Genomic DNA, 13,520 nt, shown 5'->3' with positions numbered 1-13,520 from the left:
AAAACGTTGCGATGGCGCACGCGAGTTTCGTAAGCGAGCGCTTAGAGCGCGAGCATCATCTCGCATTTGGAGGGTTGCGGAGGGTTAGACGCTCCAAACGCGAGGAAATTTCCCCACAATTGAAGCGCTCGACGTATGACTCCGCCCAACTGCGCCAGTAACGAAAAAAGGTAAAGCGTGCGCGCTTTAAGCGCTCGATATTATCCAACGCGCATAATCCGCGGCACGCCAGCCTCAACAAGCTTCCGCTCAAGATTCTTAACGCCAACAACATCCGCAAAATTAAAGCGCACAATCTTACTCACTCCGCACTCCCTAAAAAGCACCGACTCGCGCTCCGCCTGCCTATCAATATTGCGATTAATAGCGGCCTGATTGTAGGAATTACGCAACATTTGAGTATCAGACGAAGAATTGAAGTTGATATTCGCATGCGTAGAATTAGTCGAATCAACAAAATACTTCCCATACCCATCAAGCTCACCAACAATCAGACCACCGCCCGAAACCCGCCACAAAAAATCACACCTATACTTAACCCTAGAATTTGACGCAACAAACTCATGCTGCAACTCAGGCACCATAAACCCAAGATCAATCATCGTGCCGCGCGCAAAAGACTCGCCGCCATTCTCACTTAAACCATTCTTAAAAAGGCAAAGGCGGCGCAGCATAAGAAGCGAATATTCCTTACTCCCATATTTTCCGAACCCGCCGCCAACGAATGCATTCGCAAACGACTCCGCAGAATTAGCAGTAACTACACTCTTCTCACGAGTACGCAAATCTTCATACTCTTCATTGAATGAATCGTACTCATCATAAACGTCGTCCGCGTATTGCAACTTATTAGCGCAACCATTTCTATGTCCGCCAGCAGAAGTCCCGTATCTTCTTCCGCAAATCTCAAGAACCTTGTTAAAATTCACGTTATCGCGCGCAGCAGAATCAAAAATCGGCAGCGCTGTCCTAAAATTCACAGTATTCGCAACATCAAAAAGCATCGTGCTCTTGTCAACAATATGACTTCTAATCTCATAACTTACCCTGTCACTTGAATGCGGAAGCGTAACGAGACGTCTACCATGATTTCGACTCGGCTGCACAATGCGCACGTCATCACTTGTACCATCCTGTTCTTTGCATGTTCGCATAATCCTATGCAAATACGGATTATCGTTAGCAGACTTGTGCACAGAACTACGAATATAAATCTTCGTTGAACTTACAGAAGAACTGAAGTTGCGCTGAATATTATCACTGCCATCTTCTACATCATCATAATTTTCCACAATATCATAGCCAAGTAGCGCAGCAGCAGTAGGACCAGTGAACTTCCATTCTGGATAAATCTCCATTAAAGAAATAGCTATGTGACGCATTTTTTCAGACGGATATAGCTTCTGCCAATACTCAGTTCGCGCGTAAAGATTGCGGAAAGTGCGCACAAAAGTGCCTTTCTTCACGCACCTATACGCATACTGCTTTTGCGCACCAGTAATTGGTCGTATGCACTGATGATTACTTTCTGCATTTTCGATCATGCGTATTATTTCGTTACTAGTATTGCTCATACAAATTATTATTCAAAGATACAATATTTGCGCAATAAATTTTGAGCGTTGTGGATAAGAGGTATTACAGGAAGGTAGTGAGCGTTACTAACTCAGCTAACGAACTGAGAAAATAACGGTGATAAGCTCAACACTGTTACTAACTCAGTCAACAAACTGAGAAAATAACGGTAATAAGCTCAACACCGTTACTAACTCAGTCAACCAACTGAGAAAATAACAGTGATAAGCAAGACACTGTTAAAAACTCAGTCAAGTATCTGAGAAAATAACGGTAATAAGCAAGACACCGTTACTAACTCAGCTAACGAACTGAGAAAATAACGGTGATTACTTGCCAGAAAGAGTTCGCCAGCGAGATTTGGTTAAAACGTTGCGATGGCGCACGCGAGTTTCGTAAGCGAGCGCTTAGAGCGCGAGCATCATCTCGCATTTGGAGGGTTGCGGAGGGTTAGACGCTCCAAACGCGAGGAAATTTCCCCACAATTGGAGCGCTCGACGTATGACTCCGCCCAACTGCGCCAGTAACGAAAAAAGGTTGGTTATTCACAATCTAGTAAAAAGGGTTGAATGAAGCCAGCTGGCAACACCGTCGTCATTGTTGGAATCGCAAACTTCGTCCGCAATCGCAAGCAAACGCGGATTACTATTCGCCACCGCTACCCCATAACCACCGGCATGGAACATGTCGATATCTATAATATCGTCTCCAAAAACGACTGTGCGACTAGGCTTTACACCCAAACGATTGCAAATAACGTTCAAAGCATGCCCCTTGTTCGCAAGGGGATTCGTAAGCATCCACAAAACATCTTCGCTAATATGCAAGGAAAAATCATCCGGAATAATACGCTGAAGCTGTTCCTTCTCGCAATCTCGCGGCACAATAATGATTTTGTCTGCTATGCCACTTGGAACATTGGAAAAATCTGTAATAATAAAATCCTGCTCGTTCCAAAGCATACGAACATCAAAATTAGTGTAACGAACGTCGTTCATCACAATACCAAGACGGAGCGTAGGTATTTTATCAAGCAATCGCAGGCAAACATCAGCAGCAAGATTAGAGTCAAAACCAAAGCGAGTAAGAGTATCAATGCTTCGCTGCGAAGTAAGTTCAGAAATAGTGCTGTGAACGCAATCAAAATCAATAAGCGCACCGTTTAGATACGCGCAAACTTGAGCTTTTAAATCGTGAACAAAATCAAAAGCGCTTCCAACAGGACGAGCCGTAATAATAGCAAGCGGAATACCAGATTCGTGCAAACGCTCAGCAGCCTGCACAGTTTCGCTGCTTAAAAAGCGGCCTTCAAAAGTATCGGAATCATGAAGCATTGTGCCGTCAAGATCAGCAATTACTAAAGAAGGAGAAAAACGAAGCATTATAGTTACCCACTATTTTTAATGTGCATAATGAATTTGTAAATCGCACAAATGCAAGCGCGTACGCAAGATCACACACAAGCCCATAAATTTTGATTTATAAAATAAAAAGCGCGCAATCTTTCGACTATGCGCTTAAAAGAATACTTAGATAAGTGAGAACTTAGTCATAAGGTTCAAGGCAACAATAACAGCCACCCAAATCAACGCTATAATAACCGTCCAACGATTTAAGTTCTTTTCTGCAACACCAGAGCTACCAGCGTTCTTCGTTAAACCGCCGCCGAACATGTCGGAAAGGCCGCCGCCCTTGCCCTTGTGCATCAAAATTAACAATGTGAGCAAAATGCTAGTGAGCACAAGCAACACCTGCAAAATAATCTTCACAGTGGACACAACCAACCTCCTGTTTTACAGTACTCAATTAAGTTTAATAATAACCTTTGACCGCTTAAGCTTATTTAGTCTCTAAACGTGTTTGCGCAGCCGTTAGTCGCACAATATTAGCAAGTTCTTGCGCATCAAGAGAAGCACCACCAATTAAGAATCCATCGACATCTGGCTCCGCGATAAGACTTGAAGCATTAGAAGAAGTTACAGATCCGCCGTAAAGAATACGAACAGTATCTGCAACATCGTCACCGAACGTAACGCGCAAGTCTTCACGAATAGCCAATGCAGCTTCCTGAGCTGAGTTAGCAGTGGCAACCATACCCGTACCAATTGCCCAAACTGGCTCGTACGCAATAATTAAACGCTTAGCTTGCTTCGCATCCAAATCGCGCGTTACATCATGCACTTGCCCTACAGCAAAATCCAGCGCAACACCCTGTTGACGTTCTTTAAGACTTTCACCAACGCAAAGAATTGGCTGCATTCCTGCGGCAAGAACAGCTCGAACTTGATCAACTATATTTGCATCATCTTCAGGATGATACTTGCGTCTTTCAGAATGACCAACAATAACCATTGAACATCCAAGACTTGCAAGCATATCTGCAGAAACATCACCAGTAAAAGCACCTTGAGCAGTAACAGAAACAGCTTGAGCTCCGTACAATATTGGCAAATGGTCAGACTCAACAAGAACTTGCACGCTTCTTATTGAAGTAAAAGAAGGCATAAGTGCAATTTCACAATCGTGATAGTCGTAATGCGCGTCACGCAGTAGCCACGCAAATTTTTGTATAAAATGCGTTGCTTCGCGGTGATTGAAGTTCATTTTCCAATTACCTGCGACTAGCGGCTTTCTTTTAACAACCATAATCACCCTTAAAAATTGAGGATTGAAGATTAATAGTATTGCGCAAATTAGTGTTATGCCGACCTCGATTTACAAAACGGATTCATAAAATCGAAAGTCGGCATAAGCGGAAATATTTAGTTTATACTTGCTCGCGTAAATACTACTTACTCAAGCAATATTACTTACTCAAGCACACTCAAACCTGGAAGAGTCTTGCCTTCCAAGAACTCGAGAGAAGCGCCGCCGCCAGTAGAAATGTGCGAGAAGCCATCTTCTGGGAATCCAAGGTTGCGCACTGCAGAAGCAGAATCACCACCGCCGACTATAGTGAAAGTGCCGTTCTTAGTTGCATCGACCAAGCCCTGAGCTACAGCGCGAGTACCGGCTGCAAACTCTGGAACCTCGAACACACCCATAGGACCGTTCCAAACAACAGTCTTGGAGTCAACAATCTTGTCGTGGAAAAGCTTCTGAGAGTCAGAACCAATATCCAAGCCCATCTTGTCTGCAGGAATAGCGTCTGCTGGAACTACTTCTGGAGCAACTGGAGTATCCCCTGCTGGGAAGCCAGCATTCACAACAATATCAGTTGGAAGCACAAGCTCAACGCCATTCTTCTTAGCGGTTTCAATGTATCCCTTAACCTTCTCGAGTTGATCCTCTTCAAGCAAAGAAGTACCAACTTCGTGACCCAAAGCCTTGAGGAATGTGAACACCATACCGCCGCCAATAACAAGACGATCAGCCTTAGAAAGCAAGTTTTCAATAACGCCGAGCTTGTCGGAAACCTTAGAGCCGCCGAGAACAACAGTCAAAGGACGCTCTGGGTTTTCAGTTGCGCGAGAAAGTGCCTTAACTTCCTTTTCAACAAGCAAGCCTGCAGCTGCTGGAAGATCGGCAGCAACATCGTAATTTGAACCCTGAGCGCGGTGCACAACACCAAAGCCGTCGGAAACAAACACTTCGCCAAGAGAAGCAATCTTCTTAGCGTAAGCTGCGCGCTCGGAAGCATCCTTGCTGGTTTCTTCCGCGTTGAAGCGCACATTTTCAAGCAAAACAACGTCGCCATTATTCATGGCAGCTACCTTAGCTTGAGCATCTTCGCCGTAAGTGTCTGCAGCCAAAACAACATTTGTGCCGAGCAATTCACCCAAACGCTGCGCAACTGGAGCCAAGGAAAGCTCTGGAACAACCTGACCCTTTGGACGACCAAGGTGAGCCATCAAAATCACCTTAGCACCCTGCTCACGCAAAGCCTTAATGGTTGGTAAAGCAGCACGAATACGACCATCATCAGTAATCGTCGTACCCTTGAGAGGAACGTTAAAATCAGCGCGAACCAATACGCGCTTACCACTCAAATCTCCCAAATCTTTCAGTGTCTTCATTGGTATCCTTTCCAAACCATATTGGCTTACCATATTTGACTTACATACTGGCTTACCGTGCCGGCTTACTTCGTTCAACAAAACGCAAAATCAGCCTCAAACATCAACACATTGCCGGGTGCAATTATACCGCACATCTTCAACAATCCCTATGAACAACGCAGCTTTGCACCAGTGCTCTGCTGACGTTGCGTCTGTAGCTTTGCAGTAATGCTTCTGCGAAAAGTGGTTTTGTAGCTTTGCAGTTGCGCTTTGCAAACGTTGCGTCTGAAGCTTTGCAGTAATGCTTTGCAAACGTCGACTATATGTTGCTTAGTGAACTTTGACATTAATGCTCTGCAGACGTTGAGTATTTATTGCTTGGCGAACACTAACATCGGTGCTGCTGCACACTCCACACCAATCACTCTTCCTACCACACCAAAAACAACTGCGATTGGAATTAACGAGTGAGGGGTGGGTGTTGCTTGGTCGAGCAATATAAAAGCGGAACGATAGTAATAATCTTGTTGACGAATACTATTTTTGCAGAGAAAGTAAGTAAAAAACTAAACTTAACTACGCAACCGCTAAGTCCAAGTAAGGTATAAGAGCGGAGCGCTGCGAGACAAGTAACACCCGCCGCTCACAGCCACATAAAAAAACCCGCCAGCCAATACAGCTACAAACCACGCAAAATCAGCATTAAAGCTGCTGCATACGCGACTTCTCAACCTTCGCTGAAAGCTGCAAAAGTCTACGAATTCGCCCTGCAATCGCATCCTTTGTAATAGGAGGATCAGCCAAGTGACCAAGCTCTTCCAAACTTGCGTCGCTATGCTCAAGACGAAGCTTTCCAGCCATCAACAAATTATCTGGAATATCGTCGCCCAAAATATCGAATGCGTGACGAACCTTTTCGCATGCCTCAGCAGCAGCCTTAGCACTACGACGCATATTCGCATCGTCAAAATTAGCCAAACGGTTTGCTTTTCCGCGAGCTTCACCGTCCGAACGCTTACCGGTCCATTCGCGAGCAGAACGAGGAGCACCAATCAAAATCAACATTCGCTCAATTGCGTCAGAATCGCGCAACGTCACTCGCTCAGAGCTACGAACCTGACGAGCCTTGGCGCTAATGCCAAGTCGCGCCGCCATAGTTTGCAAAGCATTTGCAGCCTCATGAGTTGGGCAAACAACTTCCAAATAGCTAGCTTTGCCAGGGTCGGAAATAGCACCGTGAGCCAAGAAAGCACCACGCCAAGCTGCTTTGATTTGGGCGATACTTCCACCAACAATCTCAGGTGCAAGACCTGCAACAATTCTCATACGTCGATCAAGAAGACCAGATTGCAAAGCCAGTGCTGCAGCACCACGCTCAACTACCACGTCATAGCGAACTACAGTGCCCGTAGGAGTTTGCCGAGAAACTTGAGCAATTGTTGCTTCCCTCTGGAAATAAGTTTTCAATACCTCAACAAGCCACTGAGCTGCGCGCTGAGAATCCAACTGAGCGCGAATAACAGCTTGATTATTTACTGGCCTTAAGCCGCCAGCAAAGCGCATCATTGCTGCAGCTTGAGCCATAATGACAGTCGGGAGCTCATTGTTGTTTGAAACGAGTTCATTTTTGACGTCGTCAAGAAGAGCCAAGGGACAACCTCCTACTTTTGTTCTTCTTAAAATATGAGTGCTGTTGGGTACTTGCATGATGCTGTGGCACACGACATGCCCGGCTTTCTGTGATACAGAATACGTTGGACATTTTACCGGTTTTTGCACATGCTTTACATGCTTTTAGTACAAGATTTTTTATATTTTATATAATTTACACAATTTTTATTTAATTTTTTAATTAATTTTAATTGATTAGTTTCATAATCGCATTTCACTACTTTACTTTTTCACTACTTTACTTTTTGCTACTTTACTTCTCCACTTATTATGATCTTCTCTGTAGCTCTCTTGCAGATACTGTAACTTGCAAACCGTGCAATCTCAAACGTCTAGCAAGCTCAATACTTACGGCAACAGAACGATGCTGACCGCCAGTACATCCTACAGCAATAGTCACGTAATGCTTGTCTTCTTTAGCAAATCCGTCGATAGCTGTAAGAAGCGCATTTTCGTAAGAATCTAAGAATGTAATTGCCGCAGAATTCGATAAAACATAATCTTGCACAGCTTGATCCTTACCTGTAAGCTCCCTTAATTCAGGAACCCAGAAAGGATTCGGCAAAAATCGCATATCGGCAACAAAATCAGCGTCCATTGGCATGCCGTATTTAAATCCAAAGCTGAAAATATGCACAGAAACAGTAGAAGAGCCTTTTCCAAGCAATCCTTCGTAAAGCTTTGTAGAAAGTTGGTGAATACTAAGTGCAGAAGTATCGATAATAATATTTGCGCAATCTTTCAGATGACTGAGCAGCTCTCGCTCTTCTAGAATACCGTCAATAAGTCTGCCACCGCGCTGCAAAGGATGCGGTCTACGCACAGACTCGTAACGCTTGATAAGCACAGCATCTGAAGCATCTAGAAACAGAATTCGCGTTTTTACACCAAGGTCATCAATATGCGCAAGAACTGCAAACAGGTCGTCGAAATATCCTCTAGAACGCACGTCAATAACAGCAGCAAGCTTATGCACTTTAGAACCGGATGAAGTCATCATATCTACTAGCGGTATGAGCAGTTTTGGCGGAAGATTATCGATAACATACCATCCCATATCTTCCAACGCGTTAGCAGCGTGCGAGCGCCCAGCTCCGCTCATGCCTGTAATTAGCATAACTTCAAATCTGTCAGATAGTTGCATACTAGTCGACGCGGAACGTTGCGTAGTATGTTGCGCATCACGTTGCACATCACTTTGCGTAGTATGTTGCGTATTATCGCTCATAATGCCTCCTGTAAGGCTTTTCGCATGAGACTACTTAAGTCATCGTAATATCTAGCCTTGTCAGCACTAGGTTTATAACCAAGCTCAGAACCAGTCTCAGCACAATCCTCAGCGCCAGTCTTAGCACAATTCCCAAAATTTTCTTTAGATTGCCTGTACTCAATCGTCATAAGACTTACTTGTGCTAAAGCTTGTTGCAAAAGCATTTCTTCTCCGCCAATAGCGCAACCGTATTGTTGCCATACACTAAGTAGCATGCTTGGGCGAGGATCGTAAACTACGTCAAGCAATGTTCCTAATTTCGTTTGATTATTCGCACTATCTTGACAGTACGCTTTCAACGCAAGCGCAATTGGATCTGCTACATGCGCTGGAACTGTGCTTATGACTATGTCTGCTTCTGCGATTGCACGAACAGCTTCGAGTGAATTTAAAGATTTCAAAATGAGAGATTTATCACATTCTGACAATTTTTCTGCACTCAATTTTTCTGCGCTATAGTCTGCAAATTTTGAAAATACTTCTTCGCTTATTGTTGGGAACTCAATACCTTGCACAGGCTCATACATAGCGTCATTTTCTTCGCTTTTATTATTTTGACCTATGCTTATTTTATTTGGAAAATCAGCGCAATACTTTTGTATAAGATTATTAAAACGTTCAACGCCTTTTACACTACCGTCATCTTCAGTTCTAGCAACAACTTGCACTTGCTCAAGCTTTGCTACTTGCGCAATTTCAATTAAAGCTGCCAATGCAGAGGACGCAGTGTTGCCACTGCCAATAATAACAGCCTTTTTTACTTCGCATATACGCTCATGTAATGCTTGCATAAATGTTATTAATATGCCACTTACGTCAGTGTTGTATAGCTTTATTTGCGATTGCGAAGCGGTTGCTGGGTTGCTAGTAAAAACTGCAGTATTTGCCACGTTAAGCGCGCGCGACCAGTAGTCGCAAGGTGTACCGAGTTTCATTACGGTTTTTTTAAGCGGCATAGTAAGGCTTAAGCCTTTCCAAGAATCGTCAAGATGCGCAATAAAATCGCGAAGCTCTGTTTCGCTTACTTTTTCCTTACTATATTGCCAATTTGTAAGACCTAAAACCTTATAAGCCGTGTTGTGAAGCACAGGAGACAGCGAATGCGAAATAGGATCTCCCAAAACTGCGCAATGATATGTTTTTAACATTTTTCTCTCCCCTATTAGTAAGTTAGTACGCTAATAAATCTTTTGGATCAACACAAAAACGCAACTCTCCTGCAGCACGTGTTGCTACGTGACGAGCTACTTCCTTGTGCAATCGGTTCACTAATTCTTGTCTTAAATAAAGCGGAACTCTTACTACAGCTTTTACACGGTCGTAAATATCGTCAAAATGCTGGTATCTGTCTGTAACAGGCGGATGCATTGGAACAATTCCTAATAATGGAGAAATTGCTGAAAAATCAGCATCTTGACTACTTTCGCACCCAAGATTTTCTTGCATTGCACCAATGTTTTCAAGCGCACGCATAACCGCATCACGAGCACCCCATACGCATGCTGCAGTTACACAAGGCGGCAATATTGCTTGAGCTCTTTCTGAAAGCTCATTGCAAGAAAGTTGAGTCGTATCCCACAATGTAAGCGCACGCGCAAGAACAGGATACGTTTCGCCAATCAAAAGCACACTTCCTCCGCGCGCTCTAGGAGCACATAAAGCAGAAGCTTTCATCCACGAATTAAGTGTATCTATTCGCGCATCAAGCCCCGAAGCGTACAAACTTACCCACGTATCGAGTATTGCTACAACACCATATTCTCCGTTACAATTTGCGTCTTGCGTTTGTACGCGAGGCTCACATCCAGGAGTTGCAACAACAATTACAGGTTTTTCATCAATACACTGGATAATTCCGTTCGGTTGGTGTTGTGACGAAATAATAATAGGCACGTTGCGAAATAGTTTAGATAATTCTTCTGCAACACCAGCAGCGCCAACTTGTATAACTCGCATATTGCTACTGCCACAATTAGAACAAGACCAATTTATTGCACTAGCACCACACCACGAGCAACGTGCTGTTTGCTGACTATTTGCAACATCGAGAGGCCCGGTACATCGTCTACAGCGCGCTTGACGTTTGCAAGAAGAGCATATAGCCGATTGCGTCACATCATCTTGCGCAATAGAAAGCAGCACAGGCTTACCATCCGAAAGAGCATCATTAATAGCTCTTACTGCGCTATGCGGTATGCGAGCGCCAATACTTGGGTCAGCTAATTTCAATAAAGCTTCACGATTAAGCCAACGAACCCACGGAACTAACTTTTCGCGAGCAAGTTTACTCGCACTTACAGGGATGCTAGATCCGCTTATTGTTTCAGCAGTTTTAGCAGATTGAGTAGTTTGAATAACTTTAGTAGTTTGAACAGATTGCTCACCTTGCGCATCTTGCGCATTCGACATATAGCAGTCTACTTCACTTTGACTAAGCGCGCTTCTGGAATACGACATTGACACAAATACGCCGCCATGCCTTTTCGCACGAAGCCGCATAACTCCACGCGCTTGAGCATACGGCATCATGCCATCAGCATATTGGTACGCGCAATCTTCAACAATCGCAAATAAAGCATCTCCCTCAACTGGAGCATACATTGCAGCTCTAGTGCCAAGAACGCAAGGAACTATTCCGGACGCGATTGCACGCCAAGCTCTATATCTATCAGCTGGAGGATCCGCAGCACAAAGTCGAGCTACATCGCCATCAAAACTTCCAGCAGAAAAACCACGATGATTCTCACTGACGCGCTTATATGGCTTTAATCCGTAAACCATTAGCGCGCGCATTACATCATTTACTTCTCTTAGCGTCGGCAAAACTACAACAGCTTGCTTACACGCGCTTAAAGCAGTGACAATCATCCACGCTAAATCTTGTGCAAGTCGGCAAGAACCTGGTAAAGCGTCTACAATAAAAGATTGAGAAGAATTATTTTCTGCTTGCTTGACTAATTGATTTTCTGTTTTATTTTCACTAAAACTTGCGTCAATAGATTTTTTGATTAATGCATTGTATAAAATATTTGCATTTTCGTAATCATAAATCATGCGAGAAGTTGTAGCGTAACCTGGGTTTGTATTGTTATCGTTTTGCAAACGCTTCTTAAGATTTTCACGCCACTGTTTTCTGCGTTGCAAGCGTATGTTGTCAAAAACTTCCTCATGCTCAACACGAGCTACGCGTTGAGGCACAGCAAGACGCAAAATATTTGAGCTAGTTCCACCATAAGCTTTAGCTATGGCGTCAATATCGTCTCGCAAAGATTTAGAAAGCAAAACATCTGAAGGAAACACGCGCTCTAAAAATCTTAAAGCAGTATGAGGGGTGTCTGTATGCGAAGAACGAGACCAAATAACTCCAGTGAGCTTTTGTGCTCCAAAACGAACGCGTACAAACGCCCCAGGCTGAGCAGATTCATCTTGATCTTGCGATATCAAGTAATCAAAAGTACGACCTAAATGTGAAGCTTGAACATCAAGCATCACATGCGCAATAGGGCATTCATTAGCAGGCACTAGAGAAACAGCATTGCGCTTACGTCTTGTTTTACGCGCTAAGCCGTCTAGCGAAGGTTGCTCTGCCATAAATAACCCTTAGTTTTACTTGAATTACATCACATAATTACTGTTATTTTACAGCAAAATTTATCAATAAAACTACTTTTTTAGCGCATCTTTCAATTGCTCAATACGATTCGTTTCTTCCCAAGGGAATTTGACATCCGTACGACCAAAATGACCATAAGCTGCGGTTGGAGCATAAATTGGCTTAAGCAAGTTAAGCTCATCAATAATCGCAGCTGGACGCAAATCAAATACTTCACGCACAGCACGCGCAATATCTGCACGCGTAATACCTTCAGCTTCAGTTCCGAAAGTTTCTACGTTTACGCTTACAGGATCAGCAATACCAATAGCATAAGCAACTTGAACTTCTGCCTTATGAGCTAAACCAGCTGCCACAATATTTTTTGCAACCCAGCGAGCTGCATAAGCTGCAGAACGGTCAACTTTGCTAGGATCCTTACCGGAAAAAGCTCCACCACCATGATGAGCAGCACCACCATAAGTGTCAACAATAATTTTTCGACCAGTTAAGCCCGAATCAGCTGCAGGACCTCCCAAAACGAAGGAGCCAGTAGGGTTTACAAGCATACGGTACGAATCGTGCGCAACTTTTTGAGCAAGAACTTCGTCCAACACAGGATTAACAACATGTTCAACAAGCTGATCTTGTAACCAGTCTCTAGAAACTTCTGGGTCATGCTGAGTAGAAATAAGCACAGTATCCAAACGTTTAGGCGATCCTTTTGAATCATACTCAATCGTTACTTGAGTTTTCCCATCTGGACGCAAATGCGCAACAGTGCCATCTTTACGAACTTTAGCAAGCTTTTGAGCTAAACGATGAGCAAGATAAATCGGCAAAGGCATTAAAGTATCTGTTTCGTCGCTAGCGTAACCAAACATAACACCTTGATCGCCTGCACCTTGAGCAGCGTAGCGCTCCTCACGAGAAGATGCACTCTCGCAAGAAGCATCCAACCTAGCAACACCTTGATTAATTTCTGCACTTTGCTCAGTTAAAGAAACCATAACACCACAAGAATCAGCATCAAGACCAATTGTGGAGCTCGTGTAGCCAACATTACGAACAACTTGACGCACGATTCCCGGAATATCGCTATAAACTTCACCACGCACTTCGCCAAAAACCACAAACTGACCAACGGAAGCACAAACCTCTACAGCAACATGCGCATGAGAATCCTGACGAAGCATATCGTCCAATATAGCGTCAGCAATTTGATCGCATAACTTGTCAGGATGACCTTCAGTTACAGATTCTGCAGAAATTAATTTACGTTCTTCCACATTTCCCCCTTACGTTTATAGTCGATAAGGCTAAATACAGGCTAAATAAAGTGAAAAACGCAGCCGTGCATCCGCTTTATTGAGCACGGATGATACGCGACTGCGAATACCCATAAAGACGTTTA

10 protein-coding genes are annotated in these 13,520 nt (G+C 43.8%); all 10 read right to left on the bottom strand.

Going from position 1 to position 13,520, the window contains the following annotated elements; all coding sequences use genetic code 11:
* Positions 1-200: 200 nt before the first annotated feature.
* The 10 genes from HXT39_RS02160 to metK all read right to left on the bottom strand — a co-directional run bounded on the left by HXT39_RS02160 (position 201) and on the right by metK (position 13,395).
* A complete protein-coding gene (locus HXT39_RS02160; protein ID WP_369827456.1) occupies positions 201-1,574 on the bottom strand; it encodes an AMP-dependent synthetase in 1,374 nt (457 codons plus the stop codon).
* A 546-nt stretch (positions 1,575-2,120) separates the two neighbouring features.
* Positions 2,121-2,957 carry an HAD hydrolase family protein gene (locus HXT39_RS02155; protein WP_103013852.1) on the bottom strand — a complete coding sequence of 279 codons (837 nt, stop codon included), beginning with the start codon at positions 2,955-2,957 and terminating at the stop codon, positions 2,121-2,123.
* Positions 2,958-3,104: 147 nt separating this feature from the next.
* Entirely contained in the window at positions 3,105-3,353 is a 249-nt protein-coding gene (secG, locus tag HXT39_RS02150) for a preprotein translocase subunit SecG (protein ID WP_004119067.1), read from the bottom strand.
* 61 nt (positions 3,354-3,414) lie between these two features.
* The gene (gene tpiA, locus HXT39_RS02145) at positions 3,415-4,221 is read right to left on the bottom strand and encodes a triose-phosphate isomerase (protein WP_004108638.1); all 807 of its coding nucleotides are present in this window, start codon (positions 4,219-4,221) and stop codon (positions 3,415-3,417) included.
* Positions 4,222-4,385: 164 nt separating this feature from the next.
* Positions 4,386-5,591, bottom strand: a complete 1,206-nt coding sequence (locus HXT39_RS02140) for a phosphoglycerate kinase (RefSeq protein WP_004108635.1) — start codon at positions 5,589-5,591, stop codon at positions 4,386-4,388.
* A 684-nt stretch (positions 5,592-6,275) separates the two neighbouring features.
* On the bottom strand, positions 6,276-7,223 hold the full coding sequence (gene whiA, locus HXT39_RS02135) for a DNA-binding protein WhiA (RefSeq protein ID WP_012914259.1): 948 nt from the start codon (positions 7,221-7,223) through the stop codon (positions 6,276-6,278).
* A 289-nt stretch (positions 7,224-7,512) separates the two neighbouring features.
* On the bottom strand, positions 7,513-8,388 hold the full coding sequence (rapZ, locus tag HXT39_RS02130) for an RNase adapter RapZ (RefSeq protein ID WP_100066708.1): 876 nt from the start codon (positions 8,386-8,388) through the stop codon (positions 7,513-7,515).
* An 80-nt stretch (positions 8,389-8,468) separates the two neighbouring features.
* The gene (locus HXT39_RS02125; RefSeq protein ID WP_076002916.1) at positions 8,469-9,662 is read right to left on the bottom strand and encodes a shikimate dehydrogenase family protein; all 1,194 of its coding nucleotides are present in this window, start codon (positions 9,660-9,662) and stop codon (positions 8,469-8,471) included.
* 22 nt (positions 9,663-9,684) lie between these two features.
* The gene (locus HXT39_RS02120; RefSeq protein WP_103013851.1) at positions 9,685-12,105 is read right to left on the bottom strand and encodes a primosomal protein N'; all 2,421 of its coding nucleotides are present in this window, start codon (positions 12,103-12,105) and stop codon (positions 9,685-9,687) included.
* Positions 12,106-12,177: 72 nt separating this feature from the next.
* Positions 12,178-13,395, bottom strand: coding sequence for a methionine adenosyltransferase (gene metK, locus HXT39_RS02115; RefSeq protein WP_102703158.1), 1,218 nt, complete (start codon positions 13,393-13,395; stop codon positions 12,178-12,180).
* Between the last annotated feature and the right edge of the window lie 125 nt (positions 13,396-13,520).

Source organism: Gardnerella sp. DNF01159 (assembly GCF_049244215.1).
GTDB classification, from domain to species: Bacteria; Actinomycetota; Actinomycetes; order Actinomycetales; family Bifidobacteriaceae; genus Bifidobacterium; species Bifidobacterium swidsinskii.
The sequence above is the reverse complement of the archived record's forward strand: the minus strand, read 5'-3'. Positions and strand labels throughout refer to the sequence as shown.

Excerpts from the sequence above, each read along its gene's own strand:
- HXT39_RS02160 (WP_369827456.1), bottom strand. The coding sequence starts at position 1,574 with ATGAGCAATACTAGTAACGAAATAATACGCATGATCGAAAATGCAGAA.
- HXT39_RS02155 (WP_103013852.1), bottom strand. The coding sequence starts at position 2,957 with ATGCTTCGTTTTTCTCCTTCTTTAGTAATTGCTGATCTTGACGGCACA.
- tpiA (WP_004108638.1), bottom strand. The coding sequence starts at position 4,221 with ATGGTTGTTAAAAGAAAGCCGCTAGTCGCAGGTAATTGGAAAATGAAC.
- HXT39_RS02140 (WP_004108635.1), bottom strand. The coding sequence starts at position 5,591 with ATGAAGACACTGAAAGATTTGGGAGATTTGAGTGGTAAGCGCGTATTG.
- rapZ (WP_100066708.1), bottom strand. The coding sequence starts at position 8,388 with ATGCAACTATCTGACAGATTTGAAGTTATGCTAATTACAGGCATGAGC.
- HXT39_RS02125 (WP_076002916.1), bottom strand. The coding sequence starts at position 9,662 with ATGTTAAAAACATATCATTGCGCAGTTTTGGGAGATCCTATTTCGCAT.
- HXT39_RS02120 (WP_103013851.1), bottom strand. The coding sequence starts at position 12,105 with ATGGCAGAGCAACCTTCGCTAGACGGCTTAGCGCGTAAAACAAGACGT.